This window comes from Bradyrhizobium sp. CB3481 (assembly GCF_029714305.1).
Lineage (GTDB): Bacteria > Pseudomonadota > Alphaproteobacteria > Rhizobiales > Xanthobacteraceae > Bradyrhizobium.
In genome coordinates this window covers 6,745,704-6,770,285 of the sequence record NZ_CP121647.1, presented here as the reverse complement: position 1 = coordinate 6,770,285, position 24,582 = coordinate 6,745,704, and the positions used below count along the sequence as shown (strand labels likewise).

At 62.5% G+C, this 24,582-nt stretch carries 19 protein-coding genes; 5 read left to right on the top strand and 14 right to left on the bottom strand.

The features are described from left to right. Positions 1–49 precede the first annotated feature (49 nt). The 8 genes from QA643_RS32860 to QA643_RS32825 form a co-directional block, all read right to left on the bottom strand. Entirely contained in the window at positions 50–853 is an 804-nt protein-coding gene (locus QA643_RS32860; RefSeq protein WP_283029811.1) for an HAD family hydrolase, read from the bottom strand. Then, complete coding sequence (locus tag QA643_RS32855; RefSeq protein WP_283035001.1) at positions 850–1,338, bottom strand: gluconokinase; 489 nt, start codon at positions 1,336–1,338, stop codon at positions 850–852. Before QA643_RS32855 ends, QA643_RS32860 begins: the two co-directional genes overlap by 4 nt. Before the next feature lie 22 nt (positions 1,339–1,360). Further along, positions 1,361–2,116 carry a 6-phosphogluconolactonase gene (pgl, locus tag QA643_RS32850; RefSeq protein WP_283029810.1) on the bottom strand — a complete coding sequence of 252 codons (756 nt, stop codon included), beginning with the start codon at positions 2,114–2,116 and terminating at the stop codon, positions 1,361–1,363. A gap of 4 nt (positions 2,117–2,120) precedes the next feature. Continuing rightward, positions 2,121–3,632: a glucose-6-phosphate dehydrogenase gene (gene zwf, locus QA643_RS32845; protein WP_283029809.1), complete on the bottom strand. Its 1,512-nt coding sequence runs from the start codon at positions 3,630–3,632 to the stop codon at positions 2,121–2,123. A gap of 6 nt (positions 3,633–3,638) precedes the next feature. After that, positions 3,639–4,634, bottom strand: coding sequence for a phosphogluconate dehydrogenase (NAD(+)-dependent, decarboxylating) (gene gnd / locus QA643_RS32840; RefSeq protein WP_283029808.1), 996 nt, complete (start codon positions 4,632–4,634; stop codon positions 3,639–3,641). Positions 4,635–4,648: 14 nt separating this feature from the next. Further along, on the bottom strand, positions 4,649–7,495 hold the full coding sequence (locus QA643_RS32835) for a bifunctional transaldolase/phosoglucose isomerase (RefSeq protein ID WP_283029807.1): 2,847 nt from the start codon (positions 7,493–7,495) through the stop codon (positions 4,649–4,651). Positions 7,496–8,047: 552 nt separating this feature from the next. Next, positions 8,048–8,497, bottom strand: coding sequence for a DsrE family protein (locus tag QA643_RS32830; RefSeq protein ID WP_283029806.1), 450 nt, complete (start codon positions 8,495–8,497; stop codon positions 8,048–8,050). 71 nt (positions 8,498–8,568) lie between these two features. Beyond that, positions 8,569–9,147 (bottom strand): hypothetical protein, encoded by a 579-nt coding sequence (locus QA643_RS32825; protein WP_283029805.1) that lies wholly within the window; start codon positions 9,145–9,147, stop codon positions 8,569–8,571. 512 nt (positions 9,148–9,659) lie between these two features. On the opposite strand from QA643_RS32825, the gene QA643_RS32820 reads away from it, so the two are divergent. The 3 genes from QA643_RS32820 to QA643_RS32810 are packed head-to-tail and all read left to right on the top strand — an operon-like array spanning position 9,660 to position 14,438. After that, the gene (locus QA643_RS32820; protein WP_283029804.1) at positions 9,660–11,603 is read left to right on the top strand and encodes a PrkA family serine protein kinase; all 1,944 of its coding nucleotides are present in this window, start codon (positions 9,660–9,662) and stop codon (positions 11,601–11,603) included. 19 nt (positions 11,604–11,622) lie between these two features. Next, positions 11,623–12,894, top strand: coding sequence for a YeaH/YhbH family protein (locus QA643_RS32815; protein WP_283035000.1), 1,272 nt, complete (start codon positions 11,623–11,625; stop codon positions 12,892–12,894). Further along, positions 12,894–14,438, top strand: a complete 1,545-nt coding sequence (locus tag QA643_RS32810; protein WP_283034999.1) for a SpoVR family protein — start codon at positions 12,894–12,896, stop codon at positions 14,436–14,438. The genes QA643_RS32815 and QA643_RS32810 overlap by 1 nt, the downstream gene beginning before the upstream one ends. 166 nt (positions 14,439–14,604) lie before the next feature. Here the strand turns inward: QA643_RS32810 and QA643_RS32805 are convergent, their stop codons facing one another. The 4 genes from QA643_RS32805 to QA643_RS32790 all read right to left on the bottom strand — a co-directional run bounded on the left by QA643_RS32805 (position 14,605) and on the right by QA643_RS32790 (position 20,404). Then, positions 14,605–15,660: a 2-oxoacid:ferredoxin oxidoreductase subunit beta gene (locus QA643_RS32805; protein ID WP_283029803.1), complete on the bottom strand. Its 1,056-nt coding sequence runs from the start codon at positions 15,658–15,660 to the stop codon at positions 14,605–14,607. Then, the gene (locus QA643_RS32800) at positions 15,657–17,507 is read right to left on the bottom strand and encodes a 2-oxoacid:acceptor oxidoreductase subunit alpha (RefSeq protein WP_283029802.1); all 1,851 of its coding nucleotides are present in this window, start codon (positions 17,505–17,507) and stop codon (positions 15,657–15,659) included. Before QA643_RS32800 ends, QA643_RS32805 begins: the two co-directional genes overlap by 4 nt. Next, the gene (locus tag QA643_RS32795; RefSeq protein WP_283029801.1) at positions 17,477–19,276 is read right to left on the bottom strand and encodes an FAD-dependent oxidoreductase; all 1,800 of its coding nucleotides are present in this window, start codon (positions 19,274–19,276) and stop codon (positions 17,477–17,479) included. The genes QA643_RS32800 and QA643_RS32795 overlap by 31 nt, the downstream gene beginning before the upstream one ends. 237 nt (positions 19,277–19,513) lie before the next feature. After that, on the bottom strand, positions 19,514–20,404 hold the full coding sequence (locus QA643_RS32790; protein ID WP_283029800.1) for a LysR family transcriptional regulator: 891 nt from the start codon (positions 20,402–20,404) through the stop codon (positions 19,514–19,516). Between the two features lie 97 nt (positions 20,405–20,501). Here QA643_RS32790 and QA643_RS32785 point away from each other — a divergent pair, with 97 nt between their 5' ends. Beyond that, positions 20,502–21,215: a nitroreductase family protein gene (locus QA643_RS32785; protein WP_283029799.1), complete on the top strand. Its 714-nt coding sequence runs from the start codon at positions 20,502–20,504 to the stop codon at positions 21,213–21,215. Between the two features lie 18 nt (positions 21,216–21,233). On the opposite strand, the gene chrA is transcribed toward QA643_RS32785, so the two are convergent. Continuing rightward, positions 21,234–22,433 (bottom strand): chromate efflux transporter, encoded by a 1,200-nt coding sequence (gene chrA / locus QA643_RS32780; RefSeq protein WP_283029798.1) that lies wholly within the window; start codon positions 22,431–22,433, stop codon positions 21,234–21,236. Between the two features lie 249 nt (positions 22,434–22,682). Between chrA and QA643_RS32775 the strand changes: the two genes are divergently transcribed. After that, positions 22,683–23,405: a hemerythrin domain-containing protein gene (locus QA643_RS32775; protein WP_283029797.1), complete on the top strand. Its 723-nt coding sequence runs from the start codon at positions 22,683–22,685 to the stop codon at positions 23,403–23,405. A gap of 10 nt (positions 23,406–23,415) precedes the next feature. Here QA643_RS32775 and QA643_RS32770 read toward each other — a convergent pair whose 3' ends face one another. Beyond that, entirely contained in the window at positions 23,416–24,549 is a 1,134-nt protein-coding gene (locus tag QA643_RS32770) for an MFS transporter (protein ID WP_283029796.1), read from the bottom strand. Between the last annotated feature and the right edge of the window lie 33 nt (positions 24,550–24,582).

Genomic DNA, 24,582 nt, shown 5'->3' with positions numbered 1-24,582 from the left:
TGAGAATTTCTCGATTTCTCCTTCACGCTGGCTTGATATCCGGTCGGGCCTATCCAAGCTGCAGCATCGTCTCGACCGCACGCGCAAAGCCGTCGCGCTCGTTGCTTTCGGTCACATGCGTTGCGCGCTGCTTGATGTCATCAGCCGCGTTGCCCATGGCGAACGAAACGCTGCTGCGGGCGAACATCGGCAGATCGTTCTCCATGTCGCCGATGGTCGCGACCTCTGCGGCCGACATGCCAAGTCGCCGGGTCATCGCGTCCACGAAGGTGCCTTTGTCGTGGCCCGGCGGCGTAACGTCGAGGTAGTAAGTCTGCGAGCGGACAGCGGTGGCCTCGGTGCCGACGGCCTCCTTCATTGCGGCCTCACACCGCTGCAGCAGCACCGGATCCGGGCTGGCGCCGACGATCTTGCAGGCCTCCGCGAGATACGGGGCGAAATCATCGACGATGGTCGGATCGGCCTTGATGGCGCGCTTTTCGTTCGGGACGTATTCGCCGTCGGGATTGCGCGTGTACCAGCGGTCGTTGGTGAACAGCCAGATGTCGACACCGAAGGCATGGAGCACGTCGAGGCCGCGCTGTGCCACCGCAGGATCGATCAGATGCTGTTCGATCGGCTTGAGGTGAGCATCGACGATCGAACTGCCGTTGAAGGCGCCGATGGGAAGCGTGATCGAAAGCGGCTCGATCAGAAATCTCATGCCAATGGTCGGCCGGCTGGAGACGAGGGTGAAGCCGATGCCGGCCGCATGCAGCCTGCCGACGGCCGCCTTCGCCCCATCGGTTAGGACTTTATCATGCGTCAACAGCGTGCCGTCGACGTCGGAAACCACAAGCTTGATACGGGTCATTGAGGAACCAGGTTCAATTGATTGACGATATCGTCGACGATCGCCCCGACTGGCGCGTCGATCGATACGATGATCGGCCGCTCATCCGTGCCCGGCCGTTCCAGCGTCGCGAACTGGCTCGCGAGCAGGCCCGGCGGCATGAAATGGCCCTTCCGGGCGGCCAGCCGGGCAGCGATCAGATCCTGGGCACCGTCGAGAAAGATGATCCTCACATCGTCGCGGCCATGCACGAGAATGTTGCGATAGGCGCGCTTGAGCGCCGAGCAGGCGATCACGGCGCGCTCGCCGGATGCGGCAAGGCGGTCGATCTCGTCGGCGATCGCCTGCAGCCACGGCCAGCGATCCTCATCGGTCAGCGGATGGCCGGCGCTCATTTTGGCGACGTTGCTTGCCGGATGAAACCGGTCGGCGTCCTCGTAAGCCCAGCCGAGCCGCCGGGCGAGGTGATCGGCGATGGTGCTCTTGCCCGAGCCGGAAACGCCCATCACCACCAGCGCACAAGGAAACTTACTGCCCACCAAAATTCTCCGGAAGCGCTTCCCGGTCCACCAGCCAGACGGTCTCGCCGATGGATCGCGCGCGGTTGGCGGGCAGGTTCTCGCCTGCAAACAGGCGCGTCAAGATCGCCCGCTTGTCCCGTCCGGAAACCTCAAACAGCATTTGGCGGCAGCAGGCAAGCGTCGGCAGCGTGAGGGTCACGCGTGGGACGAACGGGGCGACATTCGCCCGTGGCACGCCGATGACCCAGCGCGCTTGCTCATCGAGCGCGGGACCATCGGGAAACAGCGAGGCGGTGTGACCGTCGGGACCGACGCCCATCAGCACGAGATCGAACAGGGGTTTTGCGGGATCGAGCGTGTTCGCCCCGTAAAATGATCGGAGCTCCTGTTCGTACAGCGCCGCGCTCCTGTCGGGATCGGCGGGGTCGGCGGTCGCGGTCGGAATCGGATGGATATTCGACGCCGGGGCGAATCGATCGAGGAACGCCGCTCGTGCCATCCCCATATTGTTGAGCGGATCGTCCGCCGGCACGAAGCGCTCGTCGCCGATGAACCAGTGCACGCGCTGCCACGGAATGCGGCTGCGATAGGGTTCGGTTGCCAGCAAGTGATAGAGCCGCTTCGGGCTTGAGCCGCCGGTCAGGCAGATCGCGATACGGCCGCTATTGGCAGCCGTTCTCGCCAGCAGGTGTTCGGCAGCCGTTGCCGCCAGCGCCGTTGGATCGGCGACCGTAATCAGTTCTCGGTTGCCGCGACCTGGCATCGGGCTACTCGAACTTTCGCCAGGTTCGGCCGTCGCGCGCCAGCAACTCGTTGGCCGCCTCGGGGCCTTCGCTGCCGGCCTTGTAGGTCTTCAGGCCATCGGCGCCGGCCTTTTTCCAGGCATCGATGAACGGCTGCACGGCTTTCCATCCGGCTTCCACGCTGTCTGCGCGCTGGAACAGGATGTTGTCGCCGATCATGCAGTCGTAGATCAACGTCTCGTAGCCGGTGGAGGGCGCAGCCTTGAAGTAGTCCTTGTAGCGAAACTTCATCTCGACGCCGTCGATCAGGATCGAGGGGCCCGGCACCTTGGTATTGAACTGCAGGGCGATGCCCTCGTTCGGCGCGACGCCGATCACGAGATAGTTCTGGGCCAGCCGCTCCACCGGCGTGCAGTTGAACATCGCGAACGGTGCCTGCTTGAACTTGATTGCCACTTCGGTGCGCTTGACGCCGAGTGCCTTGCCGGTGCGCAGGTAGAAGGGAACCCCGGCCCAGCGCCAATTGTCGATCACCAGTTTCAGCGCCGCATAGGTTTCGGTCGTGCTTGTCGGCGCGACGTCCTCGATCTTGCGATAGTCAACGATGTCGCTATCGCCGATCCGGCCCGCGAGGTACTGGCCGCGCACCGAGTTGCGCAGCGCGTCAGCCTCGGTCTGCATCTGTATTGCCGCAAGCACGTCGGCCTTTTCCGTACGCACCGAATGCGCATCGAAGCGGATCGGCGGCTCCATCGCGACCAGCGACAGCAGTTGAAACAAATGGTTCGGCACCATGTCGCGCAGCGCGCCGGTCTGGTCGTAGAAGCTGCCGCGATGGCCGACGCCGAGTTGTTCATCGACTGTGATCTGGACATGATCGATGTGGTTGCGGTTCCAGATCGGCTCGAACATGCCGTTGGCGAAGCGCAGCACCAAAATATTCTGCACCGTCTCTTTGCCGAGATAGTGATCGATCCGGTAGATCTCGTGCTCGTCGACGAGCTTGAGCAGCTCGGCGTTGAGCGCCCTTGCCGAGGCGAGATCGGTGCCGAACGGCTTTTCCACCACCAGCCGACGCCACGCGCCGTTCTCGGCCAGCATGCCGGTGCGGCCGAGCTCGCGGCTGATCGGTAGAAACGCGACGGGCGGTGTGGCCAGATAGAACAACCGGTTGCCGCCGGTGTTTCGCGCGGCTTCCAGCCCGCCAAGCTGTTTGCTCATCGCATCGAAGGAAGGGGGATCTTTCGGATCGGCCTCGATGCAGGTGAGGCAGCCGAACAGGCGTTTTGCGATGGCGTCATCGACCGGCCGGGTCGCGAACTGGCGCAGCCCTTTCATCAGGCTGTCGCGCAGCCTGTCGGTCGTCATGCCCTTGCGGGCGACGCCGACCAGGCAGAAGGCGTCCGGCAGCAGATCGCTGGCCGCCAGATTATAGAGGGCAGGGACGACCAGCCGGTGCGCGAGGTCACCGGTCACGCCGAAAATGACGAAGGAGCAGGGATCGGGCTTCTTCTGGATTGCTTGACCGACCGCCATTGTAGCTCAGGCCTTCGTGTCTGGTTTCGTCGGAGGCTCCTTGTGGCCGCCGAAGCCGGCCCGCATCGCGGACAGGATCTTTTCCGCAAAGGTGTGATCCTTGCGCGAGCGGAAGCGTGCGTAGAGCGCCGCCGTCAGCACTTCCGCCGGCACGGCCTCGTCGATCGCGGCGTTGACGGTCCAGCGGCCTTCGCCGGAATCTTCCACAAAGCCCGAATAGTTATCGAGCGTCTGGTTTTCCGCGAGCGCGGAGGAGGTCAGGTCGAGCAGCCATGACGGGATCACGCTGCCGCGCCGCCACACCTCGGCGATGTCAGCGATATCGAAGTCGAAGCGATGTTCCGGCGGCAGCGCGTCGATATTGGCGTTCTTCAGGATGTCAAAACCTTCGGCATAGGCCTGCATCAGGCCGTATTCGATGCCGTTGTGAATCATCTTGACGAAATGTCCGGCGCCGGATGGGCCGGCATGGATGTAGCCTTGCTCGACGCGGGGGTCGCGACCCTCGCGCCCGGTCGTGCGCGGGATGTCGCCGGCGCCTGGAGCCAATGTCTTGAAGATCGGATCGAGGCGGTTCACCACCGCCTTGTCGCCACCGATCATCATGCAATAGCCGCGCTCGATGCCCCAGACGCCGCCGCTGGTGCCGACATCGAGATAATGCAGGCCCTTTGCCTTCAGCGCGGCGCCGCGGCGGACGTCGTCCTGCCAGAACGTGTTGCCGCCGTCGATGATGACGTCGCCCGGCTCCATCAGTTTTGCCAGCGCGTCGATCGTCGCCTCAGTGATCTTGCCTGCTGGCAGCATCACCCAGGCCGTGCGCGGCTTTTCGAGTTTCGCGACGAAATCTTCCAGCGAGCCGGCGCCGGTTGCGCCTTCGCCGGCAAGGCCAGCCACCGCTTTTGCGTCCTTGTCATAGACCACGGCGGTGTGGCCGTTCTTCATCAGCCGGCGGACGATGTTGCCGCCCATCCGGCCGAGGCCGATCATGCCGAGTTGCATATCCCTGAACTTTCCTAACTGAGCGCTTCCGAAATCGCGGCGTCGAGCGCAGCAAGTCCCGGTCCAAGGCTGCCCTTGAGATGGATGCGCAGCGCGCGCCGCCCGCGTTCGGTGAGCACGTCGAAATCGCCGCGCGCTTGCGCGGCCTTGATGATGCCGAAACTCGCCTTCTGGCCCGGCACCGGCAGATCCTCGGCGTCGTCTGCGGTGATCTGCAGGAACACGCCACTGTCGGGCCCGCCCTTGTAGGCTTGTCCGGTGGAGTGCAGGAAGCGCGGCCCGAATTCGGCGCAGGTCGCAAGGTGATGCGTGTCGCGCACCGCGAGCCGCATCTTCTGCAGCGACCCGATGGTGCCTGGATTGCGCGCGATATAGGCGAGCAGAGCGATATAATCGCCACTGCCCGAGCGCGAAAGCTGCGCTTTGATCCAGGAGCCGAGCGTGCCGTCGGCGCCGGCCTCGCGCAATTCGGCCGCGTTGTGCTCGTCGGTATAGAGATCGGCCTCGTCGGTCGAGACGACCGGCGTCTCCTCAGGGAGCGAGCCGGTCTTCTCGAACGCGCCGGTCAGTTCGCGGGTCTTAATCTTGGCCGCCTCGACGTCAGGCTGGTTGAATGGATTGATGCCGAGGATCGCGCCCGCGACGGCGGTCGCCATCTCGAAGCGGAAAAATTCCTGCCCGATATGGTCGATCGATTTCATGACGATGCGAACCACGGGATGCCCGGCGGCTTCCAACGCCTTCAGCCTGTCGTCATGCGAGGCGTCGTCTTCGCCTTCGGTGCGGATATCGATGAAGAAGCGATCATCGCCATAGAGCGAGGGAGCCCCCAGCGTCTCGCCGTCGATCGGGATGAGGCCCTTGCCGTCTTTGCCAGTGGATTCGGCGATCAGTTGTTCGGCCCAGGCGCCGAAATCGGCGACCTTTTCGGATGAGGTGATCGTCACCTTGTCGCGGCCTTCGAGGCCGGCAAGGCCCATCGCGAGCCCGAGCTGCACGCCCGGATTTTCGTGCGGTGGCACGTCGGCGCCGCAGGAGCGCACCATCGCCAGCGTATGGGCGATCAGGCCACCAACATCGATGCCGGCGGCAGCCGCCGGCACCAGGCCAAACGGCGACAGCACGGAGTAGCGGCCGCCGATCGTGGGATCGCCGTGGAAGATGCGGGCAAAGCCCTGTTTGATCGCCGTCTTCTCCAGCGACGAGCCAGGATCGGTCACCGCGATGAAGCGATGGCCGGCTTTGTCCTTGCCGACCCTCTTGGCCACGCGATCGAAGAAGTAATCCTTCATCACGTTCGGCTCGGTGGTGCCGCCGGATTTGCTGGAGACGATGAAGAGCGTGCGGGTGAGATCGACCGTGTCCTCCATCTCGCGCACCTGCGCCGGATCGGTTGAATCGAGCACATGCAGTTTTGGAAAGCCCGACTTCTTCGGGAAAGTTTCCGCCAGCACTTCGGGACCGAGGCTCGATCCGCCCATGCCGAGCACGACCGCGTCGCTGAAATTCTGCCCCTTCACACGCCGGGCAAAATCCTCGTAGTCGGCAACATTGGCTGCGGCGGGGCTGTTCAGCCATCCCAGCCATTTGTTCTCATCGTCATTGGTCCAGACCGATTTGTCCTTCTGCCAGAGACGGCGGACCTTGGCCGCCGCGCGCCAGTCCTCAGAGTTCTTCTCGATTGCCTTCTTGATGCCGTCACCGAGCGCGAGCTGCTGCCGGTCGATGCCGCCGCCGAGCGAGGCCGCGCGCTTTTGTGCCACCGCGCCATAGAGCTTATCTGCAGCGTCGGCGAACAGCTTGACACCGTCCTTGACCAGTTCGTCGGTGATGGCATCGAGCGAGATGCCGGATTTTTCGAGCTCTTCCAGCACGCGCCTGGCGTCGTCGATGTTTTCCTCGAGACTGTCGCGCAGCTTGCCATGGTCTCGGAAGGCATCCAGCGTTGCCGGCGGCATGGTGTTGACGGTGTTGGGGCCGATCAACTCCTCGACATACAGCACGTCGCTGTAGTCCTTGTTCTTGGTGCCGGTGGATGCCCAGAGCAGCCGCTGCGGCTTGGCGCCCTTGGCGGCGAGCTTGTCCCAGCGGGGGCCAGCGAACAGGCGCTTGTAGTCCTGATAGGCGAGCTTGGCGTTGGCGATCGCGACCTTGCCCTTCAGCGCGCTCAGCCGCTCCTTCTCGCTCGGGTCGTTCGCTTTGGCGATCTTGTCGTCGAGCTGCTTGTCGACGGCGGTATCGATGCGGCTCACGAAGAAGGAGGCAACGCTCGCAACCGGCGCGGGATCGCCGCCATCGGCAACGTATTTTTCAAGCCCGGCGATATAGGCCTCCGCGACCTCGCGATAGACTCCTTGCGAGAACAGCAGCGTGATGTTGATGCTGATGCCTTCGCCGATCAGATGTTCGATCGCGGGCAGGCCCTCGGGCGTCGCCGGCACCTTCACCATCAGGTTCTGCCGGCTGACATCCTTCCAGAGCCGCTCGGCTTCGGCGATCGTCCCCTTGGTGTCCATCGCCAGATAGGGCGAGACCTCTAGGCTGACAAAACCGTCGCTGCCGTCCAGGCTGTCGTAGACTGGGCGCAGCACGTCCGCGGCACTCTGAATGTCCTTGACCGCAAGCGCCTCGAACAGGTCGGCCACCGGACGGTCGCCGCCTTGCAGGGTGTGGCGGATCGCTCCGTCATACTCGTCCGAACTGCCGATCGCCTTTTCGAAAATCGAGGGATTCGACGTGACGCCCTTGACGCCGTCGGTATCGATCAGCGCCTTGAGGTCGCCCTTGGCGACGAAGCCGCGGGCGAGGAAGTCCAGCCAGACGGCCTGACCATGGTTTTCGAGTGCTTTGACGGGATTCATGATGCCTGTTCTGTTTGCGCGGTCGATTTTTGGGTCTCCGGCAGCTTTCGGGGGCAGGGCCGGAAAGTCAATATTTGGTTAGGCAAGCTGCCGGGCGGAATGGGGCGGTGCGGAACGATAACGCTATTGGCGCCGGTTCGATCCCCCAAAATCGCCAGTCTCGGCGGCCTCTAGATTACGGGATCTGTCGAACCGGCCTGCGCGACGGCGATACCAACGGCACAAGCACGAAGTCGTGAAGGAGTGCGTCATGAGTCGTCATTTTCAGCCCCCGGTCTGCCTCGTGATCGCGTGCGGTTTGATGGCGATCGGCTTGGCCACGGCGGAGGCGGCCGGCGTCGGCATTCAGCTGAGAGGTCATACGCAAAACATTCCGCGGGCGGTTGCGGGGACGCACAATCCGCATGTCGGCGTGGGAGCCGGCGCGCGGTCGCCGTCACGGACGGCTCCGAACACCAGAAGCATTCAGCCCGATGGGGCGGGCGAAAGTGCGGCGACCACATCGCTCAAATGAGCGCTCGGCACGACCAGTTCGCGTCAACCTTCAGCGCTTCACGGCCTTAGATAAAGATAGCCCTGCGACTGGAGTTCGGCGATCCGCACCACGCCGCCGCGCTCGGCGGCAACGAACCCCGGCAGCAGATCCTTCAGCGCGACATTCTGTGACTTCATGGTGTTGCCGCAGGCGGCGAGTTCGAGGCCCGCCTTGGAGAACTGGCCGACACGCTTTGAAAGGTCAGGGCTGGCGGAAGCCGAATGAAATGCCCGCAGCGCCTGACCGTGCACCACCAGTGCGATCGTGACGTGCTCAGAGCCGCCGACGCCGTCGAGATGGTTCTGGATGTTGCCGATGACGAAATTCACCTTGTCGAGATCGCTGAGGTGATAGACCACTTTCAGTTTTGCGGCCGGCGCCGCTTCGCTGGCTGCGCCGGCGCGAGAGGTGGCAAGGGCTGCGCCAAAGGCGGAAAGCGCGACCCACAGGATGTTTCGGCGATGCATGGCGTCCTTTCAGCCTAAGTAGTGTGGGTCACAAACCTAAGTAGGTGGCTTGCCAACTCATGTAGAATGGCTCACTTGCGCCTCAGCGCTGCAAGCTCCTTGCGATCAGTCACCAATTCGGAGCATTCGTGCAGATCGGCGCGATCGACGCGAAAAATCTTGTCGTCAGCACCGCCCACCAGGTCATTGCTGGCGTCGTCGTCGGCCTCCCAGATCCTGATGCGCTCCAGACGGATCAGCGCGGATCTGTCGTCCTTCATCGCCACTTCGATGCCGCCGCCTTCGCAATCGACGCCGCAGCCGAGCCTGATTTCACCGCCGTTGTTCTCGGCGACCGTGTGACTGCAGAAGCCGCTGGAATCGAACTTGCCCGCGCGATGCCGATATTTGAATCCGAGGCGGAAGGAGTAGTTGATGGTCTTGTCTTCGGACGCCTCTTCGGCCGTTACCAGCAGCTTCATCGCGCTGACTTTCTGCTTCGGATGCTGCGCCAGATGGCTGGCGTCATAACGACGCACGAAGCAGGCATAGGTCTTTTGGCTGAGCGGGCCGCCGAACATTCGACCATCGAAGGCCGCTGCCTTCGCCTTGTCGACGCTTTCCTGGGCGGGACAGACGCCGGCCCCGGAGGACAGGCGCAATGGCAGCAACGATCTAGGTGAATTTCATGGCAGACTCGGATTAAACGCGCGGCATGTAACTTTAGTTGCAGGTGGCACGGGGTGCGTTCAACGCCCGGCCCATGAAATGAATGGCTGTTAATATTGGCCCGTTCTGCGCCTGGCACGCCCGCCGAACGTGACAAAAGCCACATTCTCCCACGTTTGGGCCGTCCAGAATGCGGAATTGCGGCGTCAGCTGGCCAAACCGCCGCAGAATCGAACGGAGCCGCCACTCGGAATCCTTAAAAAATCCCTTACATCTTGCTCAGTACTAAACCGGTGAAAATGTTGCAGCACGGCTACAACCAGATTGGAATGGCACCGTATCACTACGAGGAAGAGCCAGTTTGCACGACTATTGCATTGCATTGGGAAGTCGCTCGCGTGTCCAATCAGTGCATGTGCTGATGGTGATTCGCGAACGGAAGCTGTGACGCTCCGAAAACTGGAACCCGTGCGGTGCGTCCGGCATTGACAAGGTGACCATGGAGAGACGGATCATGTACAACGATTCTCTGTTCAATGCTTTCGCCCGGTCCTTCGAAGCTCGAAGCCAGACCGACATGTCGATGGCGGAATATCTGGAGTCGTGTCGAAACGATCCGATGCGATATGCCAACGCTGCAGAGCGACTACTAGCTGCAATCGGCGAGCCTCAGATGATTGACACGGCCAAGGACCCACGCCTTGGCCGTATCTTTTTGAATCGCACGATGCGCCTCTATCCGGCCTTCGCTGGCTTCTACGGTATGGAAGATACGATCGAGCGCATCGTCGGATTCTTCCGCCACGCGGCCCAAGGCCTCGAAGAGCGCAAGCAGATCCTCTATCTGCTCGGGCCGGTTGGCGGCGGAAAATCCTCGCTCGCCGAGCGCCTCAAGTCATTGATGGAGGTTCACCCCATCTACGTGCTCAAGGCCGGCGACGAACTCAGCCCCGTGTTCGAAAGCCCGCTCAGCCTATTCGATCCGGAATCGCTTGGTCCGATGCTCGAAGAGAAGTACGGCATTCCGCGCCGTCGTCTCACCGGGCTGATGAGCCCGTGGTGCTACAAGCGGCTCGAATCCTTCGGCGGCGACATCTCGCAATTCCGCGTCGCCAAGATTCAGCCGTCGCGGCTGCGCCAGATCGCGATCGCCAAGACCGAGCCCGGCGACGAAAACAACCAGGATATCTCTTCGCTGGTCGGCAAGGTCGACATCCGCAAGCTGGAGACCTATGCCCAGAACGATCCCGATGCTTACAGCTATTCGGGCGGTCTCAATCGCGCCAACCAGGGCATTCTCGAATTCGTCGAAATGTTCAAGGCGCCGATCAAGATGCTGCACCCGCTGCTGACGGCGACGCAGGAAGGCAACTATATCGGTACTGAGAATATCGGTGCGATCCCGTTCAACGGCATCATTCTCGCCCACTCCAATGAGGCCGAGTGGCAGAGCTTCAAGACCAACAAGAACAACGAAGCTTTCATCGACCGCATCTGCGTCATCAAGGTGCCGTACGTCCTGCGTGTCGCTGAAGAGCAGAAGATCTACGAGAAACTGATCCAAGGTTCTGAGCTTGCCAGCGCGCCGTGCGCCCCAGCCACGCTAGAAACGATGGCGCGGTTCTCGGTGATGTCGCGGCTGCGCAAGCATGAGAATTCGACCGTGTTCGCCAAGATGCGGATCTACGACGGTGAGAGCCTGAAGGAGTCGGATCCGAAGGCGCGCAGCGTCCAGGAATACCGGGACGCGGCCGGCGTCGACGAGGGCATGGACGGCGTTTCGACCCGTTTCGCGTTCAAGGTGCTCGCGGCGACCTTCAACCACGACACCAATGAGGTCGGCGCCGACGCGGTCCACCTGATGTACACGCTCGAGCAGGCGATCCGGCGCGAGCAGCTGCCCGACGAAGTCGAGAAACGCTATCTCGAATTCATCAAGGCCGAACTGGCGCCGCGCTATGCCGAGTTCATCGGAAACGAGATTCAGAAGGCCTATCTCGAATCCTATTCGGACTATGGCCAGAACCTGTTCGATCGCTATGTCGATTATGCCGATGCCTGGATCGAGGATCAGGACTTCAAGGATCCCGACACCGGACAGCTGCTCGATCGCGAGTTGCTCAATCAGGAACTGACCAAGATCGAGAAGCCAGCCGGTATTGCCAATCCGAAGGACTTCCGCAACGAGGTCGTCAAGTTCTCGCTGCGCTCGCGCGCCCAGAACAGCGGCAAAAACCCGACCTGGACCAGCTATGAGAAGATTCGCGAAGTGATCGAAAAGCGGATATTCTCCCAGGTAGAGGACCTGCTTCCCGTGATCTCGTTCGGCTCGAAGAAGGATGGCGAGACCGAAAAGAAGCACGGTGAGTTTGTCGCGCGCATGGTCGAGCGCGGCTATACCGAGCGGCAAGTCCGCCGGTTGGTCGAGTGGTACATGCGCGTAAAACAGGCTGGCTGAGGCGGATGAGGCCGTGGCTATTCACATCGTCGACCGGCGCCTGAACCCAGGCAGCAAGAGTCTGGAGAATCGCCAGCGCTTTCTGCGTCGAGCAAAGGCGCTGGTTCAAGGGGCGGTGAAGAAGTCGTCGCAGGAACGGGACATCAAGGATGTTCTGGAAGGCGGCGAGGTCAGCGTCCCCATCGACGGCATGGACGAGCCGCGCTTCCGGCGCGAAGGCGGCACGCGCGACATGGTGCTGCCCGGCAACAAGAAGTTCGTCGAAGGCGATGTCCTGCCGCGGCCGAGTGGGGGCAGCGGCAAAGGCGGGCGGCAGGCCGGCGAGGGCGACAGCGAGGATTCGTTCCGCTTCGTGCTCAGCCGCGAAGAGTTCGTCGACCTGTTCCTGGACGATCTGGAATTGCCGGACCTCGCCAAGCGCAAGCTGGCCGAAGTCGAAAGCGAAGGCATTCGCCGCGCGGGCTATTCGACATCGGGATCTCCAGCCAATATTTCGGTCAGCCGGACGGTAAGTCGCGCGCTGGCGCGGCGCGTGGCGTTGCGGCGACCGAGGCCCGAGGCCTTGGAGGCTCTGGAAGCAGAGCTGGAGAATTGCAGCGAGGCGCGCCGCATCGAAATCCTGGCCGAGATCGAGGCCTTGAAGGCGAAGATCAAGCGGATTCCCTTCATCGATCCGATCGACATCCGCTACCGGCGTTTCGAGACGGTGCCGAAGCCGGTGGCGCAAGCAGTGATGTTCTGCCTGATGGACGTCTCGGGTTCGATGACCGAGCACATGAAGGATCTCGCCAAGCGCTTCTACATGCTGCTCTACGTGTTCCTGAAGCGGCGCTACCGCCATGTCGAGATCGTTTTCATCCGGCACACCGACCGCGCCGAGGAGGTCGACGAGCAGACGTTCTTTTACGGACCGGCTTCCGGCGGCACGCTGGTGTCGAGTGCGCTGCAGGCGATGCATGACATCGTGCGCACGCGCTTCCGCCCGGCCGACTGGAACATCTATGCTGCGCAGGCCTCCGACGGCGACAATTCCTACGCAGATGGCGAGGTCACGGGCCGGCTGCTGACGGACATGATCTTGCCGGTCAGCCAGTTCTTTGCCTATCTGGAAGTCGGCCAGGAGCATGGCTTGAGCTACGAAATGCCCAACTCGGCGCTCTGGACCCTCTATGAGGGCCTGCGCGCCAACGGCGCGCCGCTATCGATGCGCAAGGTCAACGAACGCAGCGAGATCTTCCCGGTATTTCACGATCTCTTCCAGCGTCGTGGCCCGCAGGAGAGGACCGCATGATGAGCGCGACCGACCAGTTGCTGTTTCAGGGCGCTGACTGGGACTTCCGGACGCTGCAACGCATCTGCGACGCCTGCGAGCAGGTGGCGAAGGACGAGCTGAAGCTCGACGTCTATCCCAACCAGATCGAGGTCATCACCGCCGAGCAGATGCTGGACGCCTACTCGTCGGTCGGCATGCCGCTGTTCTATAAGCACTGGTCGTTCGGCAAGCACTTTGCCTTCCAGGAGGCCTCCTATCGCAAGGGGCTGATGGGCTTGGCCTACGAGATCGTCATCAACTCCTCGCCGTGCATTTCCTATTTGATGGAGGAAAACACCGCGACGATGCAGACGCTGGTCATCGCGCATGCCGCCTTCGGCCATAATCATTTTTTCAAGAACAACTACCTGTTCAAGCAGTGGACCGACGCCGACGGCATTCTCGATTATCTCGAATTTGCCAAGCGCTACGTCGCGCATTGCGAGGAGCGTCATGGCCGTCTGGCAGTCGAGCATACGCTCGATGCCGCCCACGCCTTGATGTCGCACGGCATCGATCGCTATCCCGGCAAGAAGAGTCTTGATCTGCGGGCCGAGGAAAAGCGGGCCGGCCGGCGCCGGGCCCACGAGGAGGCCGCATTCAACGATTTGTGGCGCACCGTGCCGACCGGCCCGGCAAAGACCAGCGCGATACTCGACGTCGAGCGCCGCCGCCAAATGCTCGGCCTGCCGCAGGAAAACCTGCTGTACTTCCTTGAAAAGACAGCCCCCCGCTTGCGGCCCTGGCAGCGCGAAATCCTGCGCATCGTGCGGCACATCGCGCAGTATTTCTATCCGCAAAGCCAGACCAAGGTGATGAACGAGGGCACCGCAACCTACGTTCACTATCGCATCATGAATCACCTGCACCAGCAGGGGCGGCTGACCGACGGCAATTTCCTCGAATTTCTGCAGTCGCACACCAACGTCGTGTTCCAGCCCGAGTTCGACGACCCGCGCTATTCCGGCTTCAATCCGTATGCGCTGGGATTTGCGATGATGCAGGACATCGAGCGCATCGTCACCAATCCGGAAGCCGAGGACCATGACTGGTTCCCCGACATCGCCGGGAAGGGCGACGCGATGGGCGTGCTGCGCGACGTCTGGGCCAATTATCGCGACGAGAGCTTCATCAGCCAGTTCCTGTCGCCGCGCCTGATGCGGCATTTCCGCATGTTCCACCTGCACGACGATCCGGAGGATCGGACCGGCATCCTGGTCGACGCGATCCACAACGAGCGCGGCTATCGCCGGCTGCGCCGCGAGCTGGCGCGGCAATATGATGTCGGCTACATCGACGCGAACATCGAAGTCGTGGACGTCGATCTCGCTGGCGACCGCCGCCTGATGCTGCGCCACACCGTGGTGAAGGGGGCCCAGCTCAGCGAAGCCGACACCAAGCGCGTGATGCAGCACCTCGCCGACCTCTGGAGCTACGACGTCTCGCTCGTCGAGAGCGACACGTCCGGCACGGTGCTGAAGGAGTATGTCGCGCACCCGCGGAGCCTTGCCGCTGTGGCGTAGCGAGGCTGCCGATGCCTCATGGTGAGGAGCCGCGTCAGCGGCGTCTCCGGACGATGCTCTCGCATCGCCGGGCGAACCATGTGGCCCCGCTGGTGGCCTTCATCCTTCGAGACGCAGGCTTCGCCTGCTCCTCAGGATGAGGACTGAAGCATCATCAGCCGCAGACCTACCGCAGGCTGGCGTTGATCTTTTCCAGCGCCGCCGAACCCGGGCACAGATCCTCGGCTTCCAGCGTATTGAGCGGCGTCTCGACGGTATCGAGATGGGTGTGCAGGTCTTCGGCGTCCGGATCGACGTAGAGCAGCCCGGTCACCACCTGGCCCTTGGCGGCGTGCTTCTGCAGGAAGGTCATCGCCGCCAGCCGGTCGCTGGCATCATAATCGGCGTCGATCTTGCGCAGCGCCAGCCGCGTGCCGTCATGCTGCTCGACCACCTGCACCGTGCCAGGCGCGTAATCGACCGTGATCGGGTCACGGCCGGTGAGCACGTCGAGCCGGTTCACCGCGTCATTGTGCTCGCGGACATAGTCAAAACTCTTGGTCGAGCCGGCATGGTTGTTGAAGGCGATGCAGGGGCTGATGACATCGATGAAGGATGCGCCCTTGTGGCGGATCGCCGCCGCGATCAGCGGCACCAGCTGGGTCTTGTCGCCGGAGAAGCTGCGCGCGACGAAGCTGGCCCCTAACTGCAGCGCGATCGCCACCAGGTCGATGGCGTTGTCGGTGTTCATCACGCCCTTCTTGGACTTCGAGCCGCGGTCGGCGGTGGCCGAGAACTGGCCCTTGGTCAGGCCGTATACGCCGTTGTTCTCGACGATGTAGGTCATGTTGACGCCGCGGCGGATCGAATGCGCGAACTGGCCGAAGCCGATCGAGGCGCTATCGCCGTCGCCGGAGACGCCGAGATAGATGAGGTCGCGGTTGGCGAGGTTGGCGCCGGTCAAAACCGACGGCATACGGCCGTGCACCGAGTTGAAGCCGTGCGAGTTGCCGAGGAAATAGTCCGGCGTCTTCGACGAACATCCGATGCCGGAAATCTTGGCGACGCGATGCGGCTCGATCGACAGCTCGTAACAGGCTTCGATGATCGACGCCGTGATCGAGTCGTGGCCGCAGCCGGCGCACAACGTCGAGATCTTGCCCTCGTAGTCGCGATGGGTGTAGCCGAGATCGTTCTTCTTCAGGCCGGGATGATGAAATTTTGGCTTTGCAATGTAGGTCATGACACGGCCTTGCGGAGAGGGGTCACCTTGAGATGGTCCTGATGGTCGCCGATGGCATTGGCGATGAAGCGCGCGGTGATCGGGGTGCCGTCATAGTGCAGGATCGGCACCAGCCGGACCGGATCGATGCCATTCTCGTTGACGATCAACTGCCGCAACTGGGCGTCGCGGTTCTGCTCGACGACATAAACGAAATCATGGTCGGCGATGAAGCTCGCGACGCTGGAGTGGAACGGGAAGGCGCGGATGCGCATGCGGTCGAGCTGATGGCCGCGCGCTTCGAGTAGCCCGATCGCCTCGTCCATCGCGGGCGAGGTCGAGCCGAAATAGATCACGCCGTATTTGGTCGGCTTGGCGGCGTTGGCCTGTAGCGGCCGCGGCACCATGTCCTGTGCGGTCTCGAACTTGCGCACCAGCCGCTGCATGTTGTCCGCATAGACGGCGCCTTCTTCCGAATAGCGGGCGTAGCGGTCGCGCGAGGTGCCGCGGGTGAAGAACGAGCCCTTGGTCGGATGTGTGCCGGGATAGGTGCGGTAGGGGATGCCGTCGCCGTCGACGTCGAGATAGCGGCCGAAATCGCGGCCGGGCTCGTCGAGCATGGCCGCCGTCATCACCTTGCCGCGGTCATACTGCCGCGCGTCATCCCACTTCAGCGGCCGGCACAGGCGGTTGTTCATGCCGATGTCGAGGTCGAGCATCAGGAAAATCATGGTCTGCAGGCGGTCGGCGAGGTCGAACGACTGCGCCGCGAACTCGAACGCTTCGGCCGGGTCTTCCGGGAACAACAGGACATGCTTGGTATCGCCGTGCGAGGCATAGGCGCAGGCGATGATGTCGCATTGCTGGGTGCGCGTCGGCATGCCCGTCGAGGGGCCGGCGCGCTGGATGTTCATGATCACGGCCGGAATTTCCGCGAAATAGGACAGGCCGATGAATTCCGTCATCAAGGAGATGCCGGGACCGGAGGTCGCGGTGAAGGCCCGCGCGCCGTTCCAGGAGGCGCCGATCACGATGCCAATGGAGGCGAGCTCATCCTCGCCCTGCACGATCGCGTATTTCGCCTTGCCGGTCTTGGGGTCGTGCCGCAGCTTCTTGCAATGGCTGGTGAAAGCCTCCGCCACCGACGAGGACGGCGTGATCGGATACCAGGCGCAGACGGTGGCGCCGCCATAGACCGCGCCGAGTGCCGCCGCGCTGTTGCCTTCGATGAAGATGCGGTCGCCGACCTTGTCGGCCTTCTTCACCTGCAGCCCGATTGGGCATTTCAGGTTCTGCAACGCCCAGTCGCGGCCGAGATGCAGCGCGTGAACGTTTGACGATAGCAGCTTCTCCTTGCCCTTGTACTGTTCGCCGATCAGCTGCTCGATCAGCTTCGGATCCATGTCGAGCAGGGCGCAGAGCGCGCCGAGATAGATGATGTTCTTGAACAGCTGGCGCTGGCGCGGGTCGGTATAAGTCGAGTTGGTGATCGCGGTCAGCGGCACGCCGATCACGGTGATGTCGCTGCGAAACTTCGACGACGGCATCGGCTTGGTGGAATCGTAGAACAGGTATCCGCCGGGCTCGATCGAGGCGACGTCCTTGTCCCAGGTCTGCGGGTTCATCGCCACCATCATGTCGACGCCGCCACGGGCGCCGAGATGGCCGGCCTCGGTGACGCGCACCTCGTACCAGGTCGGCAGTCCCTGGATGTTGGAGGGGAAGATGTTACGCGGGGAAACCGGCACTCCGTGGCGCAGGATCGAGCGCGCGAACAACTCGTTGGCGCTCGCCGAACCCGAGCCGTTGACGTTGGCGAAGCGGACGACGAAGTCGTTTACGCTGCTGATCGGGCTTTGGTCTGGCATGTCGAACCTGCGTGAGTCATATCGATGAGGTACTTTTGCATGTCCCAGGCACCGGTCGGACAGCGCTCGGCACACAGCCCGCAATGCAGGCAGACGTCCTCGTCCTTGACCATGACGCGCCCGGTCTTGAGTCCTTCGGCGAGGTAGAGCGCCTGGTCGGGATGCGGCGATGGTGCCTTCAGCCGCTGCCGCAAGTCTGCTTCCTCGCCGTTCTCCGTAAACGTGATGCAGTCCATCGGGCAGATGTCGACGCAGGCATCGCATTCGATACAGGCCGGCGCCGAGAATATGGTCTGCACGTCGCAGTTCAGGCAGCGCTGCGCCTCGCCGAGCGCGAGCTTGACGTCATAGCCGAGCTCGACCTCAGCCTTGATGTCCTTCAGCGCGATCACCTTGTCGCGATGCGGCACCTTGTAGCGCTTGTCGCCGGAGATGTCGTTGTCGTAGCTCCACTCGTGGATGCCCATCTTCTGCGAGGAGACTTGCACTTCGGGCAGCGGACGGTCGTTGATGTCTTCGCCCGAGATCATCTTGTGGATCGACAGCGCGGCATCATGGCCGTGCGCCACCGCCCAGATGATGTTCTTCGGGCCGAAGGCGGCGTCACCGCCGAAAAACACCTTCGGATTGGTCGACACGAAGGTCTTGGGATCGACCTGCGGCATGTTCCACTTGTCGAAATCGATGCCGCAGTCGCGCTCGATCCAGGGGAACGCGTTCTCCTGGCCGACGGCGACCAGCACGTCGTCGCAGGGGATGGTCTGGTCCGGCTCGCCGGAAGGCACCAGATTGCGGCGGCCCTTGGCGTCGTATTCGGCCTTCACCTTCTGGAAGGTGACACCGATCAGCTTGCCGGCCACGTGCTTGAAGGCGATCGGGACCATGTAATTGAGGATCGGAATGTCCTCGTGGAGGGCGTCCTCCTTCTCCCAGGGGCTCGCCTTCATCTCCTCAAAGCCGGAACGCACGACCACCTTGACGTCCTCGCCGCCAAGCCGGCGCGCGGTGCGGCAGCAATCCATCGCGGTATTGCCGCCGCCGAGCACGATGACGCGCTTGCCGATCTTCTCGACATGGCCGAACGAGACCGACGCCAGCCACTCGATGCCGATGTGGATATTGGCGGCGGCTTCCTTGCGGCCGGGGATATCGAGCTCGCGGCCGCGCGGCGCGCCGGAGCCGATGAAGATCGCGTCGTAATTTTCGTCAAGCAGCTTCTTCAGGCTGTCGATGCGGTGGCCGCCCTTGAACTCGACGCCGAGGTTCAGGATGTAGCCGGTCTCCTCGTCGATCACGGTGTCGGGCAGGCGGAATTTCGGAATCTGGCTCCGCATCATGCCGCCCGCCTTCGGATCGGAATCGAACACGGTGCAATGATAGCCGAGCGGCGCCAGGTCGCGCGCCACCGCAAGCGAGGCGGGACCGCCGCCGACCAGCGCGATGCGCTTGCCGTTCTTGGCAACCGGCTTTGGCATGCGGTGCTTGACGTCGTCCTTGAAGTCGGCAGCGACGCGCTTCAGGCGGCAGATCGCAACCGGGGTTTCCTCGACACGGCCACGGCGGCATGCCGGCTCGCATGGACGATCGCACGTACGTCCCAGAATTCCGGGAAACACGTTCGATTTCCAGTTGATCATATAGGCGTCGCTATAACGCCCTTCGGCAATCAGACGGATGTATTCGGGAACTGGCGTGTGTGCGGGGCAGGCCCATTGGCAATCGACCACCTTGTGAAAGTAGTCTGGCGCCGAGATATCAGTCGGTTTCATTCCTACCTTGTCCCGCGCCGATAACCGCAACGCGGCCTTATTTTGCCTATGAACGCCTTAGCGAGCGTTCTTGTGGTTTTTGAATTGGATCATAGGCTTATCTTATTAGAGCCATTCCATATCAGGCACAAAGGCAATTTTGCGCGATCTCCCGTTTTCAATTGCATGGAGACGTGAAACCTGGTGTCGCAGCTATCGATGTGGCAGTGCAGCATGTGCGGTGCAGCCAGATGCGTATTATTTGATTAAACCGCGCCGCAGCTCTTCGACCGCCACCCTGATCTTGGATAGTCCGGCGCGGTGATGCGGAAAGCTGGCGTAGACGTTGATCGCGGGCAGGCCGGCCTCGCCGAGCACTTCGACGAGCCTGCCCGATGCGAGATCATCGCGCGCGAGGAACGACGGCAATATCGCGACACCCGTTGCATCAAGCACAAGCGATCGCACTGCCATCATGTCGCTGGCGATGATGCGCGGCGCGATTTCGATCTCGATCAGGTCGCCCGACCATTCGAAGCGCCATTTGCTGCGTGGCGCATAGGTCCGCTGCACAATACAGGCATGCGCGGCAAGGTTCTGCGGTCGTTCGATCGGAGGATGCTTCGCCATATAGTCGGGCGAAGCGCAGACGTGCAGCGTGAAGCGGTCGATGCGTTCGGACACCAGGCCGGACTGCGTCGGCTCGGCGATCCGGATGGCGAGGTCATATCCTTCCTCGAGAATGTCGGCATAACGATCCGATAGATCGAGTTCGAAGCGCAGCCGCGGATGGCGCTTGGCAAGGACGGCGAGGTGCGGAAGCACCGCGGTGCGGCCGTAGGCTGTCGGCATGGTGACGCGGAGCAATCCTTCCGCCTCCGAGCCTTCGGCTTGCACGCGGCCCTCGGCGTCCGCGAGCCGGGCCAGCACGTCGCGCAAGTCATTGGCGAATGCGAGGCCCGCCTCGGTCGGGGTGACACGGCGCGTGGTGCGCTCGACGAGGCGCTTGCCGATGCGCTGCTCCAGCGCGGCGATGCGCCGGCTGATGGTGGATTGGGTGACGCCGAGCTCGCGCGCGGCGGCGCCAAAGCCCCCGCGATCGACGACGGCGAGATAGGCCTCCGCTTCCGAAAAGCTGGCCTTATTCATGCGAACACCGGATTTATGTTATCGGAAGCATGCCATATTAATCCGGCAATAGCCAGAATAAGCCAATGCGGCCGACAGCTTTCGCGAGGCTGCATTCATGACCACTGTGACACAGGCGATTTCCGAGCGCCGATCGGCGCGGGCGTATCTGAGCCGATCCGTTCCGGTCGACCTTATCCGTGGCATCATCGAGATCGCGCGGCGTACACCGTCGAGCAGCAACATGCAGCCATGGCGGCTGAGCGTGATGGCGGGCCCCGACCTCGACCGGCTGCGGAGCGCGGTCCGGCAGAGTCTCGCGGCCAATCCTGCCGCCGAGGGATCGGAGTACAAGATCTACGCCCCCCATTTGAAGGACCCTTACAACCGTCGCCGGATTAAATGCGCCGAGGATCTCTATGGAACGATTGGCATATCGCGCGACAACAAGATGGCGCGGCTGATGCAGTTTGCGAAGAATTTCGATTTCTACGGCGCGCCTGTGGGCATGATCCTGTCGATCGACCGCACCATGGAGCAGGGGCAGTGGGCCGATGTCGGCATGTTCCTGCAATCGATCCTGCTGCTTGCCCACGAGCGCGGCCTTTCGGCCTGTCCGCAGGCGGCCTGGGCGGCGATGCACAAGACGGTTCGCGCGCATCTTGAGCTGCCGGACGAATACATCGTGTTCTGCGGCATTTCACTTGGCTATGCCGACCCCTCGCAGCCGATCAACGGCCTCGTTACCGAGCGCGCTCCGTTCGACGAGATCGCGGAGATGCGGGGCTTTGCGGACGAGGTGCGAGGCGCCGAGGCCGTGCTGTCTGCCTAGTCATTCTCGGCGCCGTGCTCAGGCGAGCCGCAGGATGGCACCGGCCAGGGCCAGCAGGACGACGACGATCCATGGCGGCAGCTTCCAGACCGTCAGCAGCAGGAAACCGGCCAGCGCCACCGCGAAATCACGCGGGCTGAGCACGGCGCTGGTCCACACCGGATTGTAGAGCGCGGCGCCGAGAATGCCGACGACGGCGGCATTGGTGCCGCGCATGGCGGCTTGGGCCGCCGGGCGCAGGCGCAGCGCATCCCAGAACGGCAGCATGCCGTAGACCAGCAACAGCCCCGGCAGCGACAAAGCGATGAGTGCAATCACCGCTCCGGCCAGACCATTGGGAGCGGGGCCTACGGCGCCGAGATAGGCCGCAAAGGTGAAGAGTGGCCCGGGGACTGCCTGCGCCATGCCGTAGCCGGCGAGGAAATCGGCATTGCTGACCCAGCCCGGCGTCACGACCTCCGCCTGCAGCAGCGGCAGCACGACGTGGCCGCCGCCGAACACCAGCGCGCCGGAACGATAGAACGCATCGAACAGCGCAAGCCCCTGGGAGCCGGTCCTGGCCGCCACCAGCGGTGTGATCAGGAACAGAGCGGCGAACAGCACGAGCGCGGCGATGCCGTGCCGATGCGACACCGAAAAGCCGAGCTGACCGGTCGCGGCCGGGCCGTCACCGCGGCATAGAACGAGCCCGGCCAGGGCGCCGAGGGCGATAGCGCCGATCTGGCCGAACGACCCGCCGATGAAAACCACGATCGCAACGGCGGCGAGCGCGATGGCAGCCCGCGCGCGGTCCGGCACCAGGCTCTGGGCCATCCCCCAGATCGCCTGCGCGACCACCGCGACCGCGACCAGCTTGAGGCCATGCAGCACGCCTTCGCCGAAGGGTCCGCTGAAGATGGTCGCGCCGAGCGCAAAAGCGAACATGATGAGGGCGGAGGGGAGGGTAAAGGCGGACCACGCCGCCACGCCGCCAAGCAGGCCGTTGCCGCGCAGGATGCCGAGCGTGAAACCGACCTGGCTGGAAGCCGGCCCCGGCAAGAACTGGCAGAGCGCGACGATGTCGGCGTAGCTGGTTTCGTTCAGCCATTTCCGGCGTTCGACGAATTCCGCTCTGAAGTAACCGAGATGCGCGATCGGCCCGCCAAACGATGTGAGTCCCAGTTTGAGGAAGGCGAAGAAAACTTCAGCGACATTGCCCGCGGGTTTTTCTTCGTTCATTGGACAGGACCTCTCGCAGACCGCTCACGAGGTCCTGAAACTTCATTGGTCAACGTCATGTGATCGGGGCTCTGTTGTGGGCCGACGGTATCGGGAACCGACGATGTCGCCAAGTGTTTGCCCTCGTCAACCCGAGGCATTCAGAACCTGGCATCCAGCACCAGGCATCCAGAACCCTGGCGCAAGAGTTGATCTCTGTATCGACGTGAACAGCGCGGTCCTATTTGCGACCTAACCGGATTTTCCGTCATGACTGGCAATTATTCTCCTGGAAGACGAGAACTGATGGTAGTCGCGGCCGGAGCAGTCGCGTCCAGCGGATTGATCCTGCCGGCTTCCTTCGCGAGGGCAGCTAAGCGTCGCAAAGAACACGAAAAGGAACGCGAAGCCGAGACCAAAGTCACGCCGCCGGAAGATTTGATGCGTGAACATGGCGTGCTCGACCGCGTGTTGCTGGTCTATGAAGCGGGCCTGGAACGGTTTGCCGCAAATCAGGAATTCGATCCCGCGCATCTCGTCAACGCGGCCGAGATCGTGCGCGACTTCATCGAAGACTATCACGAGAAATCGGAAGAGCAGGCGGTGTTTCCGCGCTTTCGAAAAGCAAGAAAGATGGTCGAACTGGTCGATACGCTTCAGGCACAGCACCAGGCCGGGCGACGGGTAACCCAGGTCATTCTCCAGCGTGCGCCTGGCAGCCGCAAGGACGGCGACGACCGTCGGGAGCTGATAAGCTCCATTCATTCGTTCGTCAGGATGTACCGGCCGCATGCCGCCAGAGAGGATACGGATCTTTTCCCGCTTCTAAAGGACGTGGTGTCACCCCATGAATACGACGCCATGGCGGAGGATTTCGAGAAGAAGGAGCATCAGCTCTTCGGCGAGGATGGATTTGAAAAGATGGCCCATCGCGTTGCGGAGCTTGAGAAGGCGATCGGCATCTCCGATCTCAGTCAATTCACGCCCGGATAATTTCGCTTCGCTATGCCGCCTCGTGCGAGCGAGGCTCATGCCGTTTGGCAATTACGAATAACGGCAATGAACCGAGTTGGGCGGCGACCGCAAACGCAATGAGCGCAGATCGGGACTGGTCGTAGAGCAGGCCCGTCGCGGTGCTGCCGATCAACCAGCCGACGCCATATCCGGCATAGAAGAGCCCGAAAGCCAGATTGCGTTTTCCCTCAGGCAGAACGTTGGCGACCACGGCCTTCAGCAGCGTGTCCTGCGTTGCGTAGCCAATGCCCAAAAGCACCATCCCGAACAGAATCGCGGCGTAATTGCCGAGGAAGGCAAACGGCGTGAAAAACGCCGACAGAAAGACGGCCGACAGTAATGTCGGTAGTCTGGCCCGATCGTACAGCTTGCCGAGAACAAGGCTGGCAATCACGCCACAACCTGTCGAGAAAGCCAGGAAGACCGGTATCCAGTTCTCAGTGACGATCTTGGCCGTGGCCAGGTGATAGGCGATCAGCTCATAGCTCATCAGTCCGGCCGCGAAGCAGGCGGCGGCCACCATATAAAGCCAATATGACCGGCCCAATTCCCGCGCGGGCGCCGTTCGTCCTTCTTCCAACCGCTCCGGGACCGGAAAGTTGATGCGGGCGACGATCAGTGCGCCAAGCGCCAGCACGCTCGAAATCAGCAGCAGCGCGTATCCGCTCCGGTAGTCGCCACGAAAGAACAGGACGAGGGCGATGATGAGCGGACCGAGCGTCGCGCCGGTCTCGTCAAGCGCGGTGTTGACGCCGTATACCCAACCCCGTCCATGCTTGCCTGTCGTATAGGAGAGCATGGCCTCGACGGTTGGCTTGCGCAGTGCGCGGCCGATGCGCTCGGCGAGGATCAGCAACGCTGCGATCTGCCAGTTTCCAGCCAGCGCCATCGCGGGAACGGCGAACAGATTTATGGCGTAACCGATGAAAGTGACGAGCCAGTATCGACCCGTTCGGTCGGCGATGTAGCCGGAGACGGAGCGCAGCGCATAGCCCAGGAATTCGCCGACACCCGCCGTGATGCTGACGATGGCTGCGCTGGCTCCCAATGAGGCCATGAATTGGCCGTTGATTGCTCCGCCGCCCTCGTATGTCATATCGCCGAACAGGTTCACGATCCCCATCGTCAGCACGAAGGTGAAGGCGGGCGAGGATCC